General features: G+C 56.1%; 25 protein-coding genes. 7 read left to right on the forward strand and 18 right to left on the reverse strand.

The features are described 5' to 3' along the window. Positions 1-7: 7 nt before the first annotated feature. Positions 8-244, reverse strand: coding sequence for a DUF1656 domain-containing protein (locus NB069_RS09665; protein WP_250589137.1), 237 nt, complete (start codon positions 242-244; stop codon positions 8-10). Positions 245-428: 184 nt separating this feature from the next. Between NB069_RS09665 and slyA the strand changes: the two genes are divergently transcribed. Then, complete coding sequence (gene slyA, locus NB069_RS09670; protein WP_250589138.1) at positions 429-869, forward strand: transcriptional regulator SlyA; 441 nt, start codon at positions 429-431, stop codon at positions 867-869. Between the two features lie 36 nt (positions 870-905). On the opposite strand, the gene NB069_RS09675 is transcribed toward slyA, so the two are convergent. Next, positions 906-2,264, reverse strand: a complete 1,359-nt coding sequence (locus NB069_RS09675; RefSeq protein ID WP_250589139.1) for a sensor domain-containing diguanylate cyclase — start codon at positions 2,262-2,264, stop codon at positions 906-908. Between the two features lie 187 nt (positions 2,265-2,451). Then, entirely contained in the window at positions 2,452-2,919 is a 468-nt protein-coding gene (slyB, locus tag NB069_RS09680; protein ID WP_250589140.1) for an outer membrane lipoprotein SlyB, read from the reverse strand. 286 nt (positions 2,920-3,205) lie between these two features. Here slyB and anmK point away from each other — a divergent pair, with 286 nt between their 5' ends. The 5 genes from anmK to pdxY all read left to right on the forward strand — a co-directional run bounded on the left by anmK (position 3,206) and on the right by pdxY (position 7,789). Beyond that, complete coding sequence (gene anmK / locus NB069_RS09685; RefSeq protein ID WP_250589141.1) at positions 3,206-4,330, forward strand: anhydro-N-acetylmuramic acid kinase; 1,125 nt, start codon at positions 3,206-3,208, stop codon at positions 4,328-4,330. 96 nt (positions 4,331-4,426) lie between these two features. Beyond that, positions 4,427-4,750, forward strand: a complete 324-nt coding sequence (gene mliC / locus NB069_RS09690; protein ID WP_250589142.1) for a C-type lysozyme inhibitor — start codon at positions 4,427-4,429, stop codon at positions 4,748-4,750. 57 nt (positions 4,751-4,807) lie between these two features. Beyond that, positions 4,808-5,464, forward strand: a complete 657-nt coding sequence (gene pdxH, locus NB069_RS09695) for a pyridoxamine 5'-phosphate oxidase (RefSeq protein ID WP_250589143.1) — start codon at positions 4,808-4,810, stop codon at positions 5,462-5,464. A 126-nt stretch (positions 5,465-5,590) separates the two neighbouring features. Continuing rightward, positions 5,591-6,865 (forward strand): tyrosine--tRNA ligase, encoded by a 1,275-nt coding sequence (gene tyrS, locus NB069_RS09700; protein WP_250589144.1) that lies wholly within the window; start codon positions 5,591-5,593, stop codon positions 6,863-6,865. Positions 6,866-6,928: 63 nt separating this feature from the next. Further along, on the forward strand, positions 6,929-7,789 hold the full coding sequence (gene pdxY, locus NB069_RS09705; RefSeq protein ID WP_250589145.1) for a pyridoxal kinase PdxY: 861 nt from the start codon (positions 6,929-6,931) through the stop codon (positions 7,787-7,789). An 84-nt stretch (positions 7,790-7,873) separates the two neighbouring features. Here pdxY and gstA read toward each other — a convergent pair whose 3' ends face one another. From gstA to blr, 12 genes are all read right to left on the reverse strand, one after another. After that, entirely contained in the window at positions 7,874-8,479 is a 606-nt protein-coding gene (gstA, locus tag NB069_RS09710; protein WP_250589146.1) for a glutathione transferase GstA, read from the reverse strand. A 108-nt stretch (positions 8,480-8,587) separates the two neighbouring features. Continuing rightward, on the reverse strand, positions 8,588-10,096 hold the full coding sequence (dtpA, locus tag NB069_RS09715; RefSeq protein ID WP_250589147.1) for a dipeptide/tripeptide permease DtpA: 1,509 nt from the start codon (positions 10,094-10,096) through the stop codon (positions 8,588-8,590). Positions 10,097-10,710: 614 nt separating this feature from the next. Continuing rightward, the gene (gene nth / locus NB069_RS09720) at positions 10,711-11,346 is read right to left on the reverse strand and encodes an endonuclease III (RefSeq protein WP_250589148.1); all 636 of its coding nucleotides are present in this window, start codon (positions 11,344-11,346) and stop codon (positions 10,711-10,713) included. Beyond that, a complete protein-coding gene (locus tag NB069_RS09725; protein ID WP_250589149.1) occupies positions 11,343-12,029 on the reverse strand; it encodes an electron transport complex subunit E in 687 nt (228 codons plus the stop codon). The genes nth and NB069_RS09725 overlap by 4 nt, the downstream gene beginning before the upstream one ends. Positions 12,030-12,031: 2 nt before the next feature. After that, complete coding sequence (gene rsxG / locus NB069_RS09730) at positions 12,032-12,652, reverse strand: electron transport complex subunit RsxG (protein WP_250589150.1); 621 nt, start codon at positions 12,650-12,652, stop codon at positions 12,032-12,034. Between the two features lie 10 nt (positions 12,653-12,662). Then, on the reverse strand, positions 12,663-13,715 hold the full coding sequence (gene rsxD / locus NB069_RS09735; RefSeq protein WP_250589151.1) for an electron transport complex subunit RsxD: 1,053 nt from the start codon (positions 13,713-13,715) through the stop codon (positions 12,663-12,665). Beyond that, positions 13,716-15,953 carry an electron transport complex subunit RsxC gene (rsxC, locus tag NB069_RS09740; RefSeq protein ID WP_250589152.1) on the reverse strand — a complete coding sequence of 746 codons (2,238 nt, stop codon included), beginning with the start codon at positions 15,951-15,953 and terminating at the stop codon, positions 13,716-13,718. Beyond that, positions 15,946-16,524 carry an electron transport complex subunit RsxB gene (gene rsxB, locus NB069_RS09745; RefSeq protein ID WP_250589153.1) on the reverse strand — a complete coding sequence of 193 codons (579 nt, stop codon included), beginning with the start codon at positions 16,522-16,524 and terminating at the stop codon, positions 15,946-15,948. The genes rsxC and rsxB overlap by 8 nt, the downstream gene beginning before the upstream one ends. Next, a complete protein-coding gene (gene rsxA, locus NB069_RS09750; RefSeq protein ID WP_039029166.1) occupies positions 16,524-17,105 on the reverse strand; it encodes an electron transport complex subunit RsxA in 582 nt (193 codons plus the stop codon). The genes rsxB and rsxA overlap by 1 nt, the downstream gene beginning before the upstream one ends. Positions 17,106-17,181: 76 nt before the next feature. After that, a complete protein-coding gene (locus NB069_RS09755; RefSeq protein WP_250589154.1) occupies positions 17,182-17,622 on the reverse strand; it encodes a DUF2569 domain-containing protein in 441 nt (146 codons plus the stop codon). Between the two features lie 83 nt (positions 17,623-17,705). Next, positions 17,706-17,921 carry a transcription modulator YdgT gene (gene ydgT / locus NB069_RS09760; RefSeq protein WP_250589155.1) on the reverse strand — a complete coding sequence of 72 codons (216 nt, stop codon included), beginning with the start codon at positions 17,919-17,921 and terminating at the stop codon, positions 17,706-17,708. A 202-nt stretch (positions 17,922-18,123) separates the two neighbouring features. Continuing rightward, positions 18,124-18,282 carry a division septum protein Blr gene (gene blr / locus NB069_RS22610; protein ID WP_434543624.1) on the reverse strand — a complete coding sequence of 53 codons (159 nt, stop codon included), beginning with the start codon at positions 18,280-18,282 and terminating at the stop codon, positions 18,124-18,126. A gap of 243 nt (positions 18,283-18,525) precedes the next feature. On the opposite strand from blr, the gene NB069_RS09770 reads away from it, so the two are divergent. Next, positions 18,526-19,566, forward strand: coding sequence for an oxidoreductase (locus tag NB069_RS09770; RefSeq protein ID WP_250589156.1), 1,041 nt, complete (start codon positions 18,526-18,528; stop codon positions 19,564-19,566). Positions 19,567-19,596: 30 nt separating this feature from the next. Here NB069_RS09770 and add read toward each other — a convergent pair whose 3' ends face one another. The 3 genes from add to malX all read right to left on the reverse strand — a co-directional run bounded on the left by add (position 19,597) and on the right by malX (position 23,505). Beyond that, complete coding sequence (add, locus tag NB069_RS09775) at positions 19,597-20,598, reverse strand: adenosine deaminase (protein ID WP_250589157.1); 1,002 nt, start codon at positions 20,596-20,598, stop codon at positions 19,597-19,599. A gap of 95 nt (positions 20,599-20,693) precedes the next feature. Next, complete coding sequence (locus NB069_RS09780) at positions 20,694-21,866, reverse strand: MalY/PatB family protein (RefSeq protein ID WP_250589158.1); 1,173 nt, start codon at positions 21,864-21,866, stop codon at positions 20,694-20,696. Between the two features lie 46 nt (positions 21,867-21,912). Then, on the reverse strand, positions 21,913-23,505 hold the full coding sequence (gene malX, locus NB069_RS09785; protein WP_250589159.1) for a maltose/glucose-specific PTS transporter subunit IIBC: 1,593 nt from the start codon (positions 23,503-23,505) through the stop codon (positions 21,913-21,915). Positions 23,506-23,681 lie beyond the last annotated feature (176 nt).

Here is a 23,681-nt window from a genome sequence, read left to right on the forward strand (position 1 = left end):
ATGTTAGTCACCACACAATCAACAGAACCAGGCTCAGGCATACTGCCAGGACAAACAGCGAAAGATCCATCAGCATGGGGTGCCAGATTTCACCGGAATAGATCCAGTCGCGCAGCAAGCGATGGGTGACAAGCCAGAGAATAAAACCCAGCATCACCGCTTTAAATAAAGGGGGAAAATAGATTGAGGCGCCGACAATCAGATCCTGAAGGGGTAACCCCGTGGCGTTTAACGTGAATTTCACGAGCCGGTTCCTTTACAATTGGGGATGTAACCAAAAAAAACAGTTTGACGCCCGCGGGCACCTTATAAAGTGTAAAACAGACAGGCATCAACTTCGAATTCAGTATTGCATTTGTTTTGGCAATATAAATGCTGCACACTATTCTAAAATCAGTATAATAACTTAGCAAGCTAATTATAAGGAGATGAAATTGGAATCGCCACTAGGCTCTGATCTGGCAAGGTTAGTACGCATCTGGCGTGCTCTGATTGACCATCGCCTGAAACCTCTGGAATTGACACAGACGCATTGGGTCACGCTGCATAACATTCACCAGCTGCCGCCCGACCAGTCACAGATCCAACTGGCAAAAGCGATAGGCATCGAGCAGCCTTCACTGGTACGAACGCTCGATCAACTGGAAGAGAAGGGGCTGATTTCACGCCAGACCTGCGCCAGCGATCGTCGTGCCAAGCGGATTAAACTCACGGATAAAGCGACGCCTATCATTACAGAGATGGAGGCGGTCATCAGCAAAACGCGCGGTGAAATTCTCTCCGGGATCTCACCGGCCGAACTGGAAATGCTGATCTCGCTGGTTGCCCGGCTTGAGCACAATATCAATGAGCTACAGTCTCGCGACTGACCTTTAAAAAAGCCTTGCTGACGCAAGGCTTTTTCTTTACTGAAACACGACCACCCGGTTGCGTCCGGTCTCTTTTGCCTCGTACATCGCCTTATCTGCGCATTCCACGCACTCTTCAGCGCTGATTTTCGACATGGTGGTGAAGACCCCCATACTGATGGTGACAGGCTCGGGGAGCTGCCCGTCCGAACTGGCCTTATCGAAGTTGCTCAGTTTTAAACGGATCCGCTCGGCCACCTGACGTGCCGCCTCGGGAGGGGTATGGGTTAACAGCAGGACAAACTCCTCTCCACCGATACGGGCCGCGACGTCCTGCGGCCGAACCGAATCCATCAGCAGTTGGGCGACAAACTGCAATACCTTATCCCCCTGCAGATGCCCGTAGCAGTCGTTGATGCGCTTAAAGCGATCGAGATCGCTGACGATAACCGAGACCGGTTCCGTCGGTTTTACCGTCCGAAGAGCGTGATTGAGCGTGTCATAAAAATAGCTGCGATTGTAGAGACGCGTCAGGGGATCGCGAATGGAGTTCTGATAAGACTGCTGATACTTCAGATGCGACTCGCGATAAAGATTAAAGACGTCATACAGCAGAACGAAAATAATCAGCAGCGTGGCGACGGCCTCAAATAGCCGGGCGTGATACCATGAGAGATCTTCAGCCTGTCCGCCTAAAAACAGCATCGCTAACGTTGTGATATAACAAATACATAAGAAATTACCGCCAATCCAGAAGAGATTACGTACGCGCGTAATACACATCAGGGTTGCTAATGAAATTACCCAGAGTGCAATAAGCGCTATATTCGTAGGGTGTTTCCACAGCAACATATATTGCCGGGTTTCATTATCGACCAGGTCTAAATGTAATAAAGGCGAATTACTCGAGTACAGCCAGGCTATTATCAATATCAGGGCCGTAAAAATAAACATTCCAGAAATGGCTGAGATGTGGAAAGCCCGTGACAGCGGTCTGTTGCGGATGGCATAAAGGATAGCCGATACAACAAAGAGCACGGCCAGCAGCAGATGGCGGAACGTAAAGTAGATCATGGCGTCGTTGTAGTTAACAACGCCAGTCTGATACAGGTCAAGCCATGCGGGATAGCTGGAGAGCGTGCCCACCATCAGTAGCGCCGAACCGGCAAAAGCGAATGCAAAGGCCATCAGATATAGCCGCATTCTGTCGCACCAGTATTTCATCGCCATAAAACTGGCAATAAAAAGGTGGAACACCAGTAAAAAGATGGTGAGCATGGGGAACAGCAGCGGTGAAAACGAGGGGATTTTTTCAACCAGTTCATTAAAGAGAGAGTGCAGGAGACCGATGATAATAAAACAACCCACAAAAAACTGAACATACTTGTTCTTAATATAATGATTTATCGCAAGCATAAATAACTTTAAAATAAAAAGATAAAAGGATTTGCGAATGTTCTCATAAACGCAGGTGTAATACTTTGCGCAGGAACAAGAGAGGGGCATTTTAAATATTAGCGGGGTGAATGTGTTAAGTAAATATATTCAAGAGAATGCTGTTAATGAAAACGGACGTGGTCAGGAGACCACGCCCATAAGGGTATTAGCGTGGAGAGACGGTAACCTGGCTGCCATTGCTGGCCAGCACGACGCGTTGGCCCGCTGCGAACCGGGTGTTGCCCTGCTTCTGGACCACCATAATGGTGCTGCCGTCGTCCTTGCGGATCTCTAACTCAACACCCTGGGATTTGTTTACCGCGCCCTGGACACCCTGACCGGCAACGCCACCGGCTACGGCACCCGCTGCGGTTGCCAGAGAACGGCCTGTGCCGCCACCGACGGTGTTACCAAGGAAACCACCCAGGACCGCACCACCCAGTGCGCCGATCACGTTGTTTTCATCACCGCCCTGAATTTGTACCGGGCGCGCGTTCACGATGGTGCCGTAAGTGACATTCTGAACCTGTTTCGCCTCAGAGGCACTGTATACATCCCCGGAAAGAGAACTGTCATTCACACAGCCAGCCAGAGTGAATCCAACCAGCGAAACGGCCAGTACACGTAAAATCATTTGAATCTCCTGTTCACCAAAAACGCTCTTTGAGCATCCGTCATGGCTAAATTATATGGCATGGAGAGCCATAAATCCTATCTTTGCTCAAACACAATCAGAATGATACTCGAATCTGAATCAACCATAGCTATACAAGCGGCGATCTCACTCTGCGGAAGATACGGATAATTCCTGGAATGATGCCCGACGCCAGCTATTGTTAAAAAGTATTAGTCCGCCGTAGCATTGATAATCGGTTTATGGTGGAGTGAGTCATCAGCCCATACGGATACAAGGAAAACGGATGAAATCGGGTCGCTACATTGGCGTAATGTCAGGAACCAGTCTGGATGGTGTGGATGTCGTTCTTGCGGCAATAGACGAGAATATGGTTGCGCAGCAGGCAAGCCTCAGCTGGCCTATTCCTCAGGAACTGAAACAAGCGATCCTGAATATCTGCCAGGGCCAACAGCTGACCCTGTCGCAGCTGGGGCAACTGGATACGCAACTGGGGCGCCTGTTCGGTGATGCAGTCCAGGCGCTGATGGATCAGGAAAACCTGCGCCCTCAGGATGTGGTGGCGATCGGCTGTCACGGACAAACGGTCTGGCATGAGCCGGGCGGCGAGGCTCCGCATACCCTGCAGATTGGCGATAACAACCAGATCGTCGCGAAAACCGGCGTGACGGTGGTGGGTGATTTCCGCCGCCGGGATATCGCTCTTGGCGGGCAGGGCGCACCGCTGGTTCCCGCGTTCCACCAGGCGCTGCTGGCGCATCCGACGGAGCGCCGCATGGTGCTGAACATCGGCGGCATCGCCAATCTCTCCCTATTGATCCCCGGCCAGCCGGTACGCGGTTTCGACACCGGCCCGGGCAATATGCTGATGGATGCCTGGATCTGGCGTCAGGCGGGTAAACCCTACGATAAAGATGCCCAGTGGGCCTGCAGCGGCAAGGTCATCATCCCGCTACTGCAAAGCATGCTGTGCGATCCCTATTTTGCCGCACCTGCGCCGAAAAGCACCGGCCGCGAATATTTCAACTACGGCTGGCTTGAACGTCAACTGGCGAACTTCCCCGGCCTGGCGCCTGAGGACGTGCAGGCCACGCTGGCAGAGCTCACCGCCGTGTCAGTGTCGGAACAGGTATTGCTGAGCGGCGGCTGCGAGCGTCTTCTGGTGTGCGGCGGCGGCGGCCGTAACCCGCTGGTGATGACGCGCCTCGCCGGTTTGCTGCCGGGCACGGAAGTGACCACCACAGACAAGGCGGGGATCAGCGGTGATGACATGGAAGCGCTGGCCTTTGCCTGGCTGGCGTGGCGCACGGTTGCCGGACTGCCGGGGAATCTACCCTCCGTCACCGGAGCCCGTGAAGCCAGCGTGTTAGGTGCTGTTTTTCCAGCAAATCCGCGGCAAAATCAGAGTTAACCGAATTTCGCTTAAGCACGCAGTGGGTAAAAATACCGGAAAAAACGGGAGGGCGTTCGCGCCCTCCGGGACCAGAAAAGTCTTCGGAATTTACCCATGAAAAAACTGCTTCTTGCTTTTACTCCCCTCCTGCTGGCGAGCTGTAGCGTCTATAACCAGTTCGTCGAGCGCATGCAAACCGACACGCTGGCCTACCAGTGCGATGAAAAACCCCTCACCGTTAAGCTCAATAATCCACGTCAGGAAGTCAGCTTCGTGTATGACAATAAGCTGTTGACGCTGAAGCAGGGCATGTCCGCCTCCGGTACCCGCTACAGTGACGGCGTGTATGTCTTCTGGTCGAAAGGCGACAGCGCGACGGTATACAAGCGCGATCGGATTGTGCTGAACAATTGTCAGATCGAAAATCCGAAGCGTTGAGATTTTGCAGGGGGCGGCGCACAATAGCGTCACCCATTGTCAATGTCAGCTAACGCCATGTCCGATAACGATGAATTGCAGAAAATCGCGCACCTCAGGCGCGAATACACCAAAGGCGGCCTGCGTCGTCAGGATCTCCCCGCCGAGCCGCTGGTGCTGTTTGAGCACTGGCTGAAACAGGCCTGCGAAGCAAAACTGGCCGACCCCACCGCGATGGTGGTCGCCACCGTCGACGAACAGGGTCAACCTTATCAGCGCATTGTCCTGCTTAAGCACTATGACGATAAAGGGCTGGTGTTCTACACCAACCTCGGCAGCCGTAAAGCGCAGCACCTCGAACACAACCCGCGCATCAGTTTGCTCTTCCCGTGGCATATGCTGGAACGTCAGGTGATGGTCACCGGCACCGTCGAGCGTCTCTCCACGCTTGAGGTGGTGAAATATTTCCATAGTCGCCCGCGCGACAGCCAGATTGGCGCCTGGGTCTCTAAACAGTCGAGCCGCATCTCTGCCCGCGGCGTGCTCGAAAGCAAGTTTCTCGAGCTGAAGCAGAAATTCCAGCAGGGCGAAGTCCCCCTGCCGAGCTTCTGGGGCGGTTTCCGCGTCTCAGTCCAGCAGATGGAGTTCTGGCAGGGCGGCGAGCATCGCCTCCACGACCGGTTTTTATACCAGCGCGATAACGGTGCCTGGAAAATCGATCGTCTGGCACCTTAATCCCCGAAATTTGTTCTCTTAAGCGCTGGTACAACGGGTGTCAGCGCTTTATTCTATGTACCTTTCGCGTCTGGCGAAAAGTCGTGTACCGGCAAAGGTGCAGTCGTTTTATACATGGAGAATTTGATGGCAAGCAGTAACTTGATTAAACAATTGCAAGAGCGGGGGCTGGTAGCCCAGGTGACGGACGAAGAAGCGTTAGCAGAGCGACTGGCGCAAGGCCCGATCGCGCTCTATTGCGGCTTCGATCCTACCGCTGACAGCTTGCATTTGGGGCATCTGGTTCCTTTGTTATGCCTGAAACGCTTCCAGCTGGCAGGCCATAAGCCTGTGGCACTGGTCGGTGGCGCAACGGGTCTGATTGGCGACCCGAGCTTTAAAGCCGCAGAGCGTAAACTGAATACGGCAGACACCGTGCAGGAGTGGGTGGCAAAAATCCGCAAACAGGTTGCCCCATTCCTCGACTTCGACTGTGGTGAGAACTCAGCGATTGCCGCCAACAACTACGACTGGTTTGGCAGCATGAACGTGCTGACCTTCCTGCGTGATATCGGCAAGCACTTCTCCGTTAACCAGATGATCAACAAAGAAGCGGTGAAGCAGCGTCTGAACCGTGACGATCAGGGCATCTCCTTTACCGAGTTCTCCTATAACCTGCTGCAGGGTTATGACTTCGCCTGCCTGAACGAGCTGCACGGCGTTGCGCTGCAGATTGGCGGCTCTGACCAGTGGGGTAACATCACCTCCGGTATCGACCTGACCCGTCGTCTGCACCAGAATCAGGTCTTTGGACTCACCGTTCCGCTGATCACCAAAGCCGACGGCACTAAGTTCGGTAAAACGGAAGGCGGCGCAGTGTGGCTCGATCCGAAGAAAACCAGCCCGTATAAGTTCTACCAGTTCTGGATCAATACTGCGGATGCTGACGTCTATCGCTTCCTGAAGTTCTTCACCTTTATGGACATTGAAGCGATCAATGCCCTGGAAGAAGAAGACAAGAACAGCGGTAAAGCACCGCGCGCCCAGTACGTGCTGGCGGATGAGGTGACTAAACTGGTTCACGGTGAAGAGGGCCTGGCGGCGGCGAAGCGTATCACTGCCAGCCTGTTTAACGGCACCCTGAGCGATCTGAGTGAAGCGGACTTCGAACAGCTGGCGCAGGATGGTGTGCCGATGGTTGAGATGGACAAAGGCGCCGATCTGATGCAGGCCCTGGTTGATTCTGAGCTGCAGCCGTCCCGCGGTCAGGCGCGTAAAACCATCGCCTCGAACGCCATCACCATCAACGGTGAAAAACAGTCTGACGCGGAGTACATCTTCGCTGACAGCGATCGCCTGTTTGGTCGTTATACCTTACTGCGTCGCGGCAAGAAAAATTACTGTCTGGTTTGCTGGAAATAATCATAAAAGCACAGGGGCGTGGGAAACCACGCCCCTTTATTTTTTCAGGGTTGTGGTAAGAAAATGAAGAATATCCTCGCCATCCAGTCCCACGTTGTCTTTGGGCATGCTGGCAACAGCGCCGCTGAGTTCCCAATGCGTCGTCTCGGGGCCAACGTCTGGCCGCTAAACACCGTTCAGTTTTCCAACCATACGCAATACGGCAAATGGACCGGTTGCGTGATGCCGCCCGCTCATCTCACGGAGATTGTTCAGGGCATCGCTGATATCGACAAACTCAAAACCTGCGATGCCGTGCTGAGCGGCTACCTGGGGTCTGCCGAACAGGGCGAGCATATTCTCGGTATTGTCCGCCAGGTGAAGGCGGCGAACCCGGCCGCGAAATACTTCTGCGATCCGGTGATGGGTCATCCGGAAAAGGGCTGTATTGTGGCGCCGGGCGTGGCGGAATTTCACGTGCGTCACGCCTTACCGGCCAGCGACATCATCGCCCCGAACCTGATCGAGCTGGAGATCCTTTGCGAACATCCGGTGAACAGCGTGGATGAGGCCGTTGCGGCGTCCCGCGAACTGATTGCGCTGGGGCCGGAGATCGTGCTGGTGAAGCATCTGGCGCGTGCCGGGATTAGCCCGGACCGCTTTGAGATGCTGCTGGTGACCAAAGAGGAAGCCTGGCATATCAGCCGTCCGCTGGTGGACTTTGGCAGCCGTCAGCCGGTGGGCGTGGGCGATGTCACCAGCGGTTTGCTGCTGGTGAAACTGCTGCAGGGGGCAACGGTGCGTGATGCGCTGGAACATGTCACGGCGGCGGTGTATGAGATCATGATCGCCACCAGAGAGATGCAGGAGTATGAATTGCAGGTGGTGGCTGCCCAGGATCGCATCGCGAAGCCAGAACACGTCTTTAGCGCGACTCAGTTGTAACATCAATGCCCGGCGGCGCTAGCGCTTGCCGGGCCTACAAAGCTCGTAGGCCGGGTTAGCGCTAGCGCCACCCGGCAACAAAACTTACTTCAACCCTTCCGCTTCCAGCGCTGCCGCCACGGCAGGACGCTCCGCCATACGCTGCATATAAGCGTCAATATGGCTTAACCCCTCCATGTTCAGCTTCACGGCGCGCGCCCAGCGCAGGACGGTAAACAGATACGCATCGGCGATGGTAAAGCGCTGACCGCAGATCCACTGCTCATCTTTCAGCGAGTCGTTGACGTACTGCAGCTTTTTCTCCAGCAGGGCGCGAACGGCAGGCTTGTACTCTTCCGGGGTATCCGGGCGGAACAGCGGGGTAAAGCCTTTGTGAAGTTCGGTGGCGATATAGTTCATCCACTCGATGGTCTTATAGCGGGCAATGCTGCCGGTAGGGGCCAGCAGCTGGCGGTCTGCCACGCTGTCCGCAAGGTATTGCATGATGGCAACCCCTTCGGTCAGCAGAGTACCGTCTTCCAGCAGCAGGGCAGGAACCTGGCCTTTAGGATTCACCGCGAAAAAATCATCGCCGTTTTCCAGACGCTTTTTCATCAGATCGACACCGTTGAGGGTGAAGTCTTTACCGCTCTCGCGCAGCGTGATGTGGGAGGCAAGAGAGCAGGCGCCTGGTTTATAGAACAGTTTCATCGGTCACTCCTGATTACGTAGGTTTACTCTATGTTAGTGCGCCACAAGGTAAAAAAAAAGCCGCTAACGCACAGTTAGCGGCTTCAGTTCAGTCGTTCCCCGATGACATTACGCGCTCGCGGTTTTGCTCGCTTTAGCGGTAGTGTCGTCGTCCTGAGTCATGCGGTTCAGTTTCGGTGCCGTCAGCATCATCAGCACTGCGATAACTGCGGTAGCGATACCAATCTGCAGGAACACGTCACCGTAGACATGCAGAGACTGCAGCGGATCGGTCACGTCAGACGGCACGGCCATCAGGTTTGCGATTTTACCGGCGATGATGGCAGCACCCGCAGTGGTCAGGAACCAGCTACCCATGATGAAGCCCATCAGACGCTGTGGAACTAGCTGGGCAACCATTGCCAGGCCCAGGCCGGAGATCATCAACTCACCGATAGACTGCAGCGCGTAGCTCAGGATCAGCCAGTTAACGGAGACGATACCCGCGTCGCTGGCGAATTTCGCACCCAGCGGCAGTACGAGGAAGGCACCCGAGCACAGCACCATACCCACAGCAAACTTGTGCGGCATTGGCAGGCGGTCGCCCATCTTATTGTAGATAGCGGCCAGAATCGGGCTACCAACCATGATCCAGAACGGGTTCAGGGCCTGGAACTGCTCAGGTTCGAACGCGATACCCAGGATAGAGTGCTCAACGTTACGGATCGCGAAGAAGTTCAGAGAAGTAGGCATCTGGCTGTACAGTACGAAGAAGACAATCGCTTCAACCATCAGGATGAAGGCAACGATCATCTTACGGCGCGCTGCGCCGTGCATGGCAAAGGCTTCTTTGGCGAAGATGCAGACGATACCCAGCGCAACCACGCCCAGAACGGCACGGGCGATACCCTGGTTGTGCAGCAGCCAGGTCGCAACAGCAACCAGCACCACAATACCCACGATAGTGGCCAGCAGTTTACCCATCTGTACCGGGGCAAAGTCAGGTTTTGAACCGTAGTCTTTCACCCAGCTGCGGCAGAAGAGGAAGTTCACCACGGTGATCAGCATACCGACGAAGCTCAGGGCAAACGCCACGCTCCAGCCGAATTTCGCTGCCAGCCACGGAGTCGCCAGCATAGAGAAGAAGGAACCGATGTTGATGGACATGTAGTACATGGTGAATGCACCGTCCAGACGCGGGTCGTCTTTCTTATAGCAGGTAGAAAGCAGAGCAGACGGGTTCGCTTTGAACAGGCCGTTACCCACCGCGATGGTCGCCATACCCATATAGACCACGCCGGCATCGTGACCGGACCAGGCTACCAGGCCATAACCGATCGCCAGAACGATGGCGCCCAGCAGGATAACACGTTTGGTACCCAGCACTTTATCGCCCAGCCAGCCGCCAATCGCGACCAGACCGTACACCAGAGCACTGAAGGAAGAGAACAGCGTGATGGAATCGGCTTCGGACATACCCAGTTGCTTAACCAGGTAAACCGCCATGATCCCTTGCAGACCGTAGTAACCAAAACGCTCCCACAGCTCAATAGAGAATATGAGATAGAAGGATTTCGGTTGTTTGAAAGCGTTAAGACTTACGCTCTCTTCAGCTGGTTTATTGTTTGCAGTAGACACATATACCTCTTTTTTTACATCCCATATTAACGGGGGTGTTCACAGCGTGATGACCGTAGTCCATCCGCTTTATAGTTATAGTGGGAGGGGAAACGGCGGGTAATGTTCACTATCCTGACCCATCTGGCAAGGTGTTTGTAATGGTCTGTTACATTTAACTCCTGCCCTATAATGCGCCGGAAACCTAAATGTTATTTAGCGTTAAATTTTACCGTTACGTTGAAACTGGTTTTTTTCACTATCCTTTAGCGGAAAAAATCCCCATGTGGCGATATGTTCTGCTGTTAAAGGCGTCAGGTAGTGATATGGCCTACATTCTGAAAAATAACCGGACATATCTACGGGTGTGTAGGGGATAATTCTTGATGCTATAGGGCCTTGGTAGCCTTTTGGACACATAAAATTAACAGCATGTGAACAGAGTGATCGCGATCACATTTGTATAGAAAATTTCGCTGACGAAAAAACAATTAACCTGTTTGATTGTTATATAGCCGCACAATGCGCGAAGCATAAACTCTGGATTAGGTGGAAAAACTGCAAAAGGCAGGGTAGAGAGATAGTCATTCTCAATGCAGGGAAATAGCATGATAAAAAACCGTCAGATGACGGTTTCAGGCGTCGGTTTTCTCTTTATATTCACAGAGATCTTCAATAATACAGGAGCCGCAGCGAGGTTTTCGCGCAATGCAGGTGTAGCGCCCGTGCAGAATCAGCCAGTGATGGCAGTCGACCTTAAACTCCGCAGGCACCACCTTCAGCAGCTTATCTTCAACCTGCTCCACGTTTTTGCCGGGGGCGAAATTTGTCCGGTTACACACGCGGAAGATATGGGTATCCACGGCAATGGTTGGCCAGCCAAAGGCGGTATTCAACACCACATTGGCGGTTTTACGGCCTACGCCGGGCAGGGCTTCCAGCGCGGCGCGATCTTCCGGTACCTCGCCACCGTGAAGCTCTATTAACATCCGGCAGGTCTTAATGACGTTCTCGGCTTTGCTGTTGAACAGGCCGATGGTCTTGATGTACGACTTCACCCCCTCGACGCCGAGCTCCAGCATCGCCTGTGGCGTGTTGGCAACGGGATAAAGCTTCGCGGTGGCTTTGTTCACGCTTACGTCAGTAGCCTGCGCAGAGAGCAGGACCGCAATCAGCAGTTCAAATGGCGAAGTGAAGTTCAGTTCGGTCGTCGGATGCGGGTTGTTCTCCCGCAGGCGCTGCAAAATAGTTAAACGCTTCTCTTTGTTCATGAGGCCTTCTCAGGGATCCCTTCCTCTGCGCTACGTGCGGCAGCGCGGCGCTTACGTTTCTCATCAATCAGGTATTTCACCGCCAGCATCATGCCGAGGCCAATAAAGGCACCCGGGGGCAGCATCGCCAGCAGGAACGGCGTATCGGTGTGGAACACTTCAATACGCAGGGCTTTGGCCCAGCCGCCCAGCAGCGCGTCTGCACCATCGAACAGGGTGCCGTTGCCGAGGATCTCACGCATCGAGCCCAGCACGAACATCGCCCCGGTTGCCCCCATACCGATGGCAAAGCCATCGAGGGCTGAAATCAACGGGTCGTTTTTCACCGCAAAGGCTTCGGCGCGTCCCACCACAATACAGTTGGTCACGATCAGCGGAATAAAAATCCCCAGCGACTGATAGAGGCCAAAGGCGTAGGCGTTGATCAGCATCTGCACGACGCTCACCACCGAGGCGATGATCATCACGTAGATCGGAATACGAATTTCTGAAGGTGTCCAGCGGCGCAGGGCAGAGATCGACAGATTGGTCAGGGTCAGCACCAGCGTGGTGGCAAGGCCCAGGCCCAGGGCGTTGGTGGCGGTCGACGTGACGGCCAGCAGCGGACACATCCCCAGCAGCTGCACCAGAGCGGAGTTGTTCTTCCACAGCCCCTGGACAAAAACCTCTTTAACCTGGCTCATGATCACTCCTCACAGGCGGGCAGATTGTTAAGTTGCGCAGGCAGCGTTTGCGCGTAGACGCCGGCGCGCTTAACGGCATTCACCACCGCGCGTGGAGTAATGGTTGCACCGGTAAACTGATCGATTTCGCCGCCATCTTTTTTCACCGCAAACGCCGGATCGTCAATACCATGAATAACTTTACCGGCAAAATGCAAAATCCAGTCGCTCAAACGGGTCTCGATTTTATCCCCAAGCCCTGGCGTTTCGTGATGTTGCGTCACGCGCGTGCCCAGCACGGTGCCCGAGAAATCAGTGCCAACCAGCAGCTGGATAGCACCGGAGTAACCATCCGGGGCCGTGGCCTCCATTACAGCGCCGACCGGCGTATCGCCTTTACGGGCAATAAAAATACGGTGAGGACCTTTGCCCAGCGCCGGGTCCTGGACAAGGTAGCAGCTCTTTTGCAACGCGTTATCGTACAAATCCGCCGGGATAACCTGGTCAAACAGCGCCTTCTGCTGTCGGGCCGCCTGTTCATCAATGGTGGATTTGGTCAAGCCGTTAACCAGCGCGGTCAGGCCGGTCAGCACCCCGGCAAAGAGCGCCAGCGTCACGCCGTGTTTTTGCATCGTTTTTAACATGGCGTATTCCTTAGCGATGGCCGTACACGCGCGGACGGGTGTAGTAGTCGATGAGCGGTACGGTGATGTTCGCCAGCAGCACGGCGAAGGCTAGGCCATCCGGATAACCGCCAAAGCTGCGGATCAGCCACACCAGCAGACCGGCCAGGGCACCAAAAATAAGTCGTCCACGGTTAGTGGTGGACGCCGTGACCGGGTCGGTAAGAATAAAGAAGGCGCCCAGCATGGTTGCCCCGGAGAGCAGATGGATCTGCGGCGAAGCCAGCGATTCCGGTGAGAATACCCAGCCCAGCCCGGAACAGACCGCGAGGGTCACCAGGAAGCTCACCGGGATATGCCAGCGGATCGCTTTCTGCCACAGCAGAAACAGCCCGCCCGCCAGATACGCGAGGTTAACCCACTGCCAGCCTGCACCCGCCAGCACACCGCTGTAAATCGGGTATTTCAGGATCTGCTCCACACTGTGACCGGCGTGCAGGGAGGTTTTAAACGTATCCAGCGGCGTGGCCTGGCTGATGCCGTCCACTCCCAGGCGCAGGCTGTTCATATCAGCGCCGCTGGCGGTGTGGCCAGAGAAGATCACCTGCACGGCATCGACAAAGCCTGGCACCGTCGCAGCGATGTCATGCGGCGGCAGCCAGCTGGTCATCTGTACCGGGAAGGAGATCAGCAGCACCACATAGCCAATCATCGCCGGGTTAAACGGGTTATGCCCCAGGCCGCCATACAGCTGCTTGGCGATGATTACCGCGAATACGGTGCCGAGCACCACCATCCACCACGGCGCGAAGGGGGGGATACTGATGGCCAGCAGCAGACCGGTAAGCAGGGCGGAGTTGTCCGCCAGAATTTTGCGCACCGCAACGTTACGCAGCCTGAGCACCAGGGCTTCGGCCGCCAGCGCGCTGACGCAGCCGAGGGTAATCTGCAGCAGCGTACCCCAGCCGAAAAACCAGAGCTGAACGGCAATGCCCGGCAGCGCGGCCAGGCAAACCAGCATCATAATGCGCGATGTCTGGCGCTGGTTATGGGTATAAGGGGAGCTTGCGATTCTGAAAACCATTTAATCCTCGTTAACTGCCTTCTGTGCGGCTTTCTTCGCCTGGACGCGCGCGATGGCGGCAGCAACTGCCGCTTTGCGTGGATCGTCATTGGCGGCCGGTTCTTCTTCCTGCTGCGCTGCCTTGCGCGCTTTAGCACGCGCAATGGCCGCTTCGACTGCGGCTTTACGCGGATCGACGGGCGTTTTCTCTTCCGTCGGCGCGGCCTGGCTTTCGTCCGGCTGGGCCGCTTTACGGGCTTTAGCGCGGGCAATAGCCGCTTCGACCGCCGCTTTACGCGGATCGACCGGGGTCGGCTCGATCTGGATATCGTCCGGCTGGGCCGCTTTACGGGCTTTGGCGCGGGCAATGGCCGCTTCGACTGCGGCTTTACGCGGATCGACGGGCGTTTTCTCTTCCGTCGGCGCGGCCTGGCTTTCGTCCGGCTGGGCCGCTTTACGGGCTTTGGCGCGGGCGATAGCCGCTTCAACCGCCGCTTTACGCGGATCGACCGGGGTCGGTTCGGCCTGGCTTTCGTCCGGCTGGGCCGCTTTGCGGGCTTTGGCGCGGGCGATAGCCGCTTCAACCGCCGCTTTACGCGGATCGGCTTCAGGCTGCGCTGCGGCGGCCTGAGCTTTTTCTGACTGACGCGCCCGGGCCTCTGCTTTACGCGCTTCGCGGGCGGCTATGACCTCGCTGTTGTCCGGACGCTGACCCGCCGGGATCACCACCTCTTCGGTGGCGTTCGCTTTCTTCTCGCGTACCCGTGCCAGGGCGGCATTAATGGCATCCTGATCTTTCGCCGCAGGCTGAACCGCGGCTTTCTTATGGCGCTCCTCGCGGGCGGCTTTTTCGCGCTCAAGGCGCTGCTGGCGCGCTTCAAAACGTGCTTTAGCTTCGGCGGCACGCTTCTCTTCCTGGGCGATGGCGTAGATTTCGGCTTTTTCAACGCGGAAATACTGCACCAGCGGAATGTTGCTTGGGCAGACCCAGGCGCAGGCCCCGCACTCAATGCAGTCGGCCAGGTTATGGGATTTCGCTTTGTCGTGGATCTGCCCTTTGCTGTACCAGTAGAGCTGCTGAGGCAGCAGATCGGCAGGGCAGGCGTCGGCGCAGGCGCTACAGCGAATGCAGCCTTTCTCTTCCTGCTCTTCACCCATCTCGCTGACGGACGGTGCCAGCAGGCAGTTGGTAATTTTCACCACCGGGACATCCAGCCACGGCAGGGTAAAGCCCATGAGTGGGCCACCCATGATCACCATCTGCTCAGCGCTCGGGCAGAAGCCAGCCTGGTCAAGCAGGTGACGAACAGGGGTGCCAAGGCGCGCCCAGACGTTGCCGGGGCGGCTGACGGCTTCACCGGTGAGGGTGACGACGCGCTCGGTGAGCGGCTCGCCGTCAATGACCGCACGTTTCACCGCATAGGCGGTGCCGACGTTCTGCATCAGAACGCCGATGTCAGAGGAGCGGCCACCGTGGGGAACCTGCTTGCCGGTTAATATCTGGGTCAGCTGCTTCGCACCGCCCGAAGGGTATTTGGTCGGGATCACGCGCAGGCCGATATCGTGGCTGCCTGCCAGCACCGCACGCAGCATGGAGATGGCCTGCGGTTTGTTATCTTCGATGCCGATCAGCACGTCCTGGGGCTGCAGAATGTGGGCCAGGATACGAATACCTTCGACGATCTGTGCCGCGCAGTCCTGCATCAGACGGTCGTCCGCCGTAATGTACGGCTCGCACTCGGCGGCGTTGATGATCAGGGTCTTAATTTTGTCGCCGCCGCCCTGCAGTTTGTTGCCGGTCGGAAAGCCTGCGCCGCCCAGCCCGGCGACGCCGGACTGATGAATGCGGGTGATGAGTTCTTCCCGGCTGTGGCTGCGATAGTCGCTCCAGCCGTCGCGTTCAATCCAGCGATCTTCGCCATCGGCCTCGATGACGATGCACATTTCAGACAGCGCGGAAGGGTGGGCCACCGTATGCGGAGCAATCGCCACTACGGTGCCGGAGGTCGGGGCGTGTACAGGCAGCATACGCCCGCGCCCGAAGGTCAGCGGCTGGCCGCGTAACACGCTGTCGCCAGGCTTCACGCACAGCTCACCCTCAGCGCCGATGTGCTGTTTCAGGGGGATAATAAAACGGTTGGCCAGCGGGATCTGGCGCAGCGGCGTGCCGCTGGACTGGGTTTTCATCTCCGGCGGATGAATACCGCCGTCGAAATCCCAGATCTTCTCTTTTCTGAAGGCAGAAAATAACTTAAGCATGTTGTTCCACAGGAATAATGCGCACCGGAATGGTCTGAAGATCCCATTTCCAGCTGTCAGTTGTGGTTGCTACCGGGCGTAATTCAATGCACTGGGTCGGGCAGGGGGCGACACAGAGATTACAGCCGGTACACAGGTCTTCCATCACGGTATGCATGGCGCGCGTGGCGCCCACGATGGCATCTACCGGACAGGCCTGAATACATTTGGTGCAGCCGATGCAGTTGGGCTCATCAATGACCGCCAGCATGCGCACCGGCTCCTGGGCGCTTTCATCACCGTCGACCGGCTGGGGATCAACGTTCAACAGCCCAGCTATTTTGAGCATCACCGCTTCGCCACCGGGGGCACAGCGGTTAATTTTCTCGCCGCCGGTGCCCACCGCCTCTGCGTAAGGGCGACAGCCAGGGTAGCCGCACTGTCCGCACTGGCTTTGCGGCAGCAGCTCATCAATTTTTTCAACAACCGGGTCGTCCTCCACTGCAAAGCGGCGCGAGGCATAACCGAGAATAATGCCAAATACCAGCCCCAAAACGCCGAGGACAGCAATGGCAATCCAGATTGCATTCATTACAACTTCACCAGACCACTAAAGCCCATAAAGGCCAGAGACATGAGACCGGCGGTAACCAGTGCGATAGCGTTACCGCGAAACGGTGCCGGGATATCGGCCGCGACAAGGCGTTCGCGGATCGCCGCAAACAGCACCATCACCAGCGAGAAGCCGACCGCGGCGGAAAAGCCGTACAGGGCCGACTGCAGAAAATTGTGCCCAAGGTTTATATTGAGCAGCGCCACGCCGAGCACCGCACAGTTGGTGGTGATCAGCGGCAGGAAGATGCCGAGCAGGCGGTACAGCGCCGGGCTGGTTTTACGCACCACCATTTCGGTGAACTGCACCACCACAGCGATAACCAGAATGAAGGCCAGCGTGCGCAGATAGGTCAGACCGAGGGGGATTAAGATCCAGGTATCTACCCACCAGGCGCAGATTGAGGCGAGGGTCAGCACGAAGGTTGTTGCCAGCCCCATCCCCATCGCGGTTTCCAGCTTTTTAGACACGCCCATAAACGGGCACAGGCCAAGAAACTTCACGAGGACGAAGTTGTTTACCAGCACCGTGCCGACGAAGAGCAGTAAGTAATCGGTCATTATTCAGCCTGACATAAAAAAGCCGCCCATTATCGGATAAACCGCCGCAGGCGACAACAGGTTAACTGTAAGGTTATTACGGGTTCACAAAGGTGTTCTTCACGCGTGCCGAGCGCTTAAAGTAGGGCACGAACAGCGCAGTCACCAGCAGTGGGAAGAAGAGTTGTCTTACTGCCAGCGCATCGGATACGGGCGAAAACGCGAAGGCTTTAACAGCCAGCAATACGGAGACCAGCAGCCAGATAATATAGTGCTTAGGCACGCTGCGGCGACGTTTGAAAAACGCAATGGTCAGCCACAGCGTGTAGTACCACATGGCTATCGCAAAGGCGAAAGAAATAAACCACATGACAATAGCAGTCGTATTTTGCGCACCGAGCGTTTTTAACGCGTGCGGCGTAATTAATGCAGTAGAGTAAAGTACCAGCGCCAGCGAGGCACTTAATAATGCAACCAGCAGCCAGGCAAGCGGAGCAAGTAACCAGCCGCCAATTTTTTCTCCAGCCGTTGTGGTCATGTTCTCTCCCGAAGTCATTAAAGCGCGAACCGCAATTTAGCAGGGGCGAGAGTATATAACATTTCCGGGGAATGGGTATCCTTTTAGAGCACGTAACGCCACACGGACTTTGGCACTTCACCGATGTTAAACAGGCGTCCGCCGGAGACCAGCTCTGCGCGACGGTGATCGGCGGCGCGGTACATGCTGATAATCTCCTGATTATCGTTCAGGGTATAATTCAGATGATCAAACAGCTTTTCCAGGCTTTCAAGGGAATTAATTTTGCGAAACTTTAATAAATAGTCCTGAACTGTCATTTTAATAATTTTCCATATAAGAGTGAGTAATGCCAAAGAAGTAATTCGGTCGAATAATAAACGGTTCAAAAAAGACGTAAACGTTTTGCAGAAACGCAGCGGTAAAAATAAGAATATTCTTTGCTGACGAAATCAGGCGTCGGTCGACGCCTGGCGAAGAAGGTTAACGCTGTTCATGACGGCTGGCAATACGCAACTGACATCATATGTCACTATTTTTGATCAGTGCATGAGGCTTGCCGTGATTGACCGTATTGACCGGTTCTGGCGGCTGGTAGTTATCAATATGGCTGGCCACGCCGAGCAGTATCACCGACACGCCCAGCACAATCCACCCTGCTAACTCGATAATTCGATTAATTATTGTCGTCATGATTCGTTATTTGTTTTATCCATAAATACAGATTCAGAATTTTACAGCGCACTCTGCCTTCCGGCAAGCGCTTTGCATTGATGTTTTGCGATTGTATTCAGCGAGTTATAATTGTTAATCAGAAATAACTGATTGCTTGTATTGTTTTAGGGGAGACGCGCCAGATTAATCTATTGTGAGGCGAGAGGAGATGGTGTGAAATAGAGATGTCAAAAGATGAGAGGCGATTTCATGAGCGACAAAATCCGTGTTGGATTAATAGGTTATGGTTATGCGAGTAAAACATTTCATGCCCCGCTGATTGATGGCACCCCGGGGATGGAGCTGGCAGCAATTTCCAGTAGCGATGCGACGAAGGTCCACGCCGACTGGCCAACCGTGCCGGTAGTTTCCGAGCCGAAGCATCTGTTTAACGATCCGAATATCGACCTGATCGTTATCCCGACACCAAACGATACCCATTTCCCGCTGGCAAAAGCCGCCCTGGAAGCGGGCAAGCATGTGGTGGTGGATAAGCCCTTCACCGTGACGTTGTCACAGGCTCGCGAGCTGGATGCGCTGGCGAAAAGCCTGGGTAAACTGCTCTCCGTCTTCCACAACCGCCGTTGGGACAGCGACTTCCTTACCGTTAAGGCGCTGATTGCCGACGGTTCCCTCGGGGAAGTGGCGTTCTTTGAGTCCCATTTCGACCGTTTCCGTCCGCAGGTGCGTAACCGCTGGCGTGAGCTGGCGGGGCCGGGCAGCGGCATCTGGTACGATCTGGCTCCGCATCTTCTCGACCAGGCCGTCAACCTGTTCGGACTGCCGGTGAGCCTGAACGTCGATCTTGCCCAGCTGCGCCCTGGCGCGCAGGCGACGGACTACTTCCACGCGGTGCTCAGCTACCCGCAGCGTCGCGTAGTGCTGCACGGCACCATGATGGCCGCGGCGGAATCCGCCCGTTATATCGTCCATGGTACCCGCGGCAGCTACGTGAAGTTTGGTCTCGACCCGCAGGAAGATCGTCTGAAAAACGGCGAACGTCTGCCGCAGGAAGACTGGGGCTACGATATGCGTGATGGCGTGCTGACCCGCGTTGAAGGCGAAGAGCGCGTGGAGGAGACCTGGCTGACCCTGCCGGGTAACTATCCGGCCTATTACGCCGGTATCCGCGATGCCCTGAACGGTGACGGGGAAAACCCGGTTCCGGCAAGTCAGGCGATTCAGATTATGGAACTGATTGAGCTGGGTATAGAGTCCGCGAAACATCGCGCGACCCTCTGTCTGGCATAAAAATAACGCCCGGCGGTGCCGGGCGTTCTCTTATCCGCGTGCAACCTTGTCGCGCAGCGCCTGCTTCTCTGCTGGCGTTAAAAATGCCATCTCCAGACCATTGATCTGCGCCTGGCGGATCTGCTCCCGGCTCAGTCCTGCCAGCGGAGCGGCCACATTGTACTCGTGAATGATATCCACCCCCTGAACCGCCGGGTCGTCGGTATTCAGCGACGCCATCACCCCATGCTCAAGGAACGTTTTCAGGGGATGGTGCGCCAGCGTCGCCACGGTGCTGGTCTGGATGTTGGAGGTCAGACAGGATTCGATCCCGATGCGCTGCTCGGCCAGAAAGTCCATCAGGGCTCTGTCTTCTACCGCCTTCACCCCATGCCCGATTCGCCCGGCGCCCAGTTCACGAATGGCCTGCCAGATACTCTCCGGCCCCGCCGCTTCACCGGCATGCACGGTGATGTGCCAGCCCGCATCGCGGGCGCGGTTGAAGTGGGAGAGGAACAGGCTCCCCGGGAAGCCCAGTTCGTCGCCTGCCAGATCCACCGCAACGATACCGTCCCGGTGCGCCAGCAGCGCCTCGAGCTCCTGCAGGCAGGCGGCTTCGCCAAAGGTACGGCTCATAATGCCAATCAGGCGTGCTTCCACGTTAAAGGTCTTGCACCCTTCGCGAACGCCTGCGATCACCGCCTCCACCACACCTTCGACCGGCAAGTTATGGTTCATCGCCATATAGCCCGGCGAGAAACGCAGCTCAACGTAGTGCAGGCCGTTACGCGCGGCATCTTCGATATTTTCAAAGGCGACGCGGCGGCAGGCGTCCAGCGAGGCGAGAACTTTTACCCCCCAGTCGAGTTTGCTTAAAAAGCTGACCAGATCCGGCTCGTTTTCCGTAACCTGCACATGCGGGATGAGTGTCTCAAGGGTTTGCGCGGGCAGGGTTAAATTATACTGACGACCAAGGTCCAGAATGGTCTGGGCGCGGATGTTGCCGTCAAGGTGGCGGTGAACGTCAGTTAGCGGGAGGGTGGTATCAATCATGGTCGCACTCTTTATTAATAGAAGTGCGACCCATTATAAAAACAAAACAGGTGAAAAAGCTAATTGCGCAAAATAAATATCCGTTGCGCAACAAATCACCGCAGGGCGTTGATTCCGGCAATCAGGCGTTCGACGCCTTGCTCCAGCTTGCTGCGCGGGCATCCGGCGTTGAGGCGGATAAAGCCGTTACCCTCTTCGCCGTAGGTATAACCCGGCATAATGGCCACTTTTTGCTGCTCAATCAGCACTTTTTGCAGCGCGCGATCGTCGATATTGAGTGGACGAAGATCCACCCATGCCAGGTAGGTCGCCTCCGGCACTTGCCAGTTTAACGTCGGTAAGGCGGCATTGAGCCTGTCGGCCACATACTGCAGGTTCGCCTCCAGATAACCGCGCAGCGCATCCAGCCAGGTTTCACCCTGCTCATACGCGGCAATATGCGCCACCAGTGCCAGCACCGAGGGCGAAGAGAGCCCGTCGCGCCCTTTAAGCGCCTGCAGATAGGCCGTGCGGCTGGCCTCGTCGCCGATCACCCCGTAAGCCCCGGTGAGGGCGGGAATGTTAAAGCTCTTGGAGCCGGAGGTCAGCAGAGCCCATTTACCGCGGGCCACTTCGCACCAGGGGGTATGTCGGTTGTTGCCCCAGACCATATCCATATGGATCTCATCGCTGATCACCGCCACGCCGTGGCGTGCGCACAGTTCAGCCATGGTGTTCAGCTCCTCCCGGCTCCAGACCTTGCCGGTGGGGTTGTGCGGGCTGCAAAGCAGCAAAATTTTGTTCTGCGGCTGGGCCAGCACCGCTTCCAGTTCAGCCATGTCGCACTGCCATCCCGTAGCGGTTTTATGCAGCCCCACAGAAACTACCTGACGGTCATTGCCCGCAACGGCATTGTAGAATGCGTCGTAGGCCGGGGTGTGGATCACCACGCCGTCCCCCGCAGCTGACCACTGGCGGATCAGCTCCGACACCATATAGATCACCGACGGGCCATAGACGATGGCGTCAGTGTCGATGAGGCTGTTGAAACGCTGATGGAACCAGTGCGCCACCGCGGCAAGAAATTCATCGTTTTTCCAGCGGCTATAGCCAAAGACGCCGTGGCCGATGCGCGACTGCAGGGCGTCGATGATGCAGGGGGCGGTGGCGAAATCCATGTCCGAGATGGTAAACGGCAGCAGATCGGCGGCCCCGAAGCGGTCCGCAATATAGTCCCACTGGGTACACCAGGTGCCGTGACGATCCACGACGGCTGAAAAATCAAACATAACGTGTCCTTAAAAGAAAACCCCCTCAGGTGAGGGGGCTGAGGCATCAGGCTTCTACTGTACGCATCAGGGTCGCCAGCTCATCTTTCACTGACTGTACCTGCGGGCCGATCACCACCTGCAAATTGTGCTGGTTAAGTTGCACCACGCCGATGGCGCGGTTGGCCTTCAGGGCATTGGTATCCACTTTGGACATATCCGCCACCGACAGACGCAGGCGGGTAATGCAGTTGTCCAGCGAGGTGATGTTATCCGCACCGCCCAGCGCCGCGAGGATCGCTGGCGTATTGTAGCCGGATTTGCCGGTCACGCCTGCCACCGCCTGTTCCACGTTTGCCGCGGTATCAACATCGCGTCCCGGGGTTTTCAGGTTAAAGCGGGTAATGGCGAAGCGGAAGATTCCGTAGTACACCGCAAACCAGATAGCGGCTACCACCGGTACCAGGTACCACTTGGTGGACAGGCCGTGCAGGATGCCGAACACCACAAAATCGATGACGTTGCCGTCGGTATTGCCGATGGTTACGCCCAGCACCGCCATGGTGGTGAAGCCCAGGCCGGTCAGCACGGCGTGAATCAGATACAGCACCGGGGCGACGAACAGGAACAGGAATTCGATAGGCTCGGTAGTACCGCCCACCACGCAGGCGATAACGCCGGAGATCAGCAGGCCTTTAATCTTATGACGGTTTTCCGGACGGGCGCAGTGATACATCGCCAGCGCCGCACCCGGCAGGCCGCCGAGGAAGGCCGGCATTTTACCCTGGGAGAGGAAGCGGGTGGCGCTCTCGGAGAAGCCGTGGGTTGTCGGGCAGCTCAGCTGCGCCTGGAAGATGGTCAGCGCGCCGCTGACATCGTGACCGCACACATCCATTGTGCCGCCCGCTTCCGTGAAGCGGATCAGGGCAACAAGAATATGCTGAAGCCCAAACGGCAGCAGCAGACGCTCGCCGGTGCCGAAGATCATCGGGCCAAAATCACCGGCACTGTTGATGATACGGCCAATGCCGGTAATCCCCATGGCGAAGATCGGCCAAATCAGCGGGATCACCAGACCAAACAGACCCATCACCACGAGAGTGATAATCGGCACAAAGCGGGTGCCGCCGAAGAAGGCCAGCGCGTCGGGCAGGCGAATATTGTGGAAGCGTTCGTGCAGCATCCAGATGATCACCCCCGCGATCACCGCCCCGAGGATCCCGGTATCAATGGACTGAATACCGATCACGCTCTGGATGTTGTTGGCTTTCAGTACCGCCGCGTCGGTCGTCGGCAGAATGCCTTTTGCGGTCAGCCAGAAGTTAACCGCCAGGTTCATCACCGCGTAGCCAACGAAACCGGCAAACGCCGCCACGCCTTTGTTTTCGCGGGCCAGACCCAGGGGGATAGCGATACAGAACATCACCGGCAGGAAGCTAAAGGCAAAGGAGCCGACCTTGCTCATCCAGATGAAGATCGCCTGCAGCACAGGGTTCCCCAGCGCCGGGATCAGGGTAATGACATCGTGGCTGCTGAGCGAGCTGCCGATCCCCAGCATGATCCCGCAGAAGGAGAGCAGAGCCACGGGCAGCATAAAGGTTTTACCCAGTTGCTGGAAAAACTCCCACAGCGAGATTTTTTGTGCTGCTTTCGCCGTCATAAAACGACTCCTTTATGGTTAGAATAAGTTTATCTGCCTCAGTGCTGCGAGAAGATAAAACGTTTTATCAAAGTTTAGTGCGCGCTAAATCACATTCTCAGGCATTAGCAGAGGGTATAAAGAGAACGTATTGATAAAACGTTTTACCGATCTCATTATCAGGGAGTCACGCCAAC

The sequence above is a fragment of the Leclercia adecarboxylata genome (assembly GCF_023639785.1).
In the GTDB taxonomy this organism is placed as follows: Bacteria; Pseudomonadota; Gammaproteobacteria; order Enterobacterales; family Enterobacteriaceae; genus Enterobacter; species Enterobacter adecarboxylatus_D.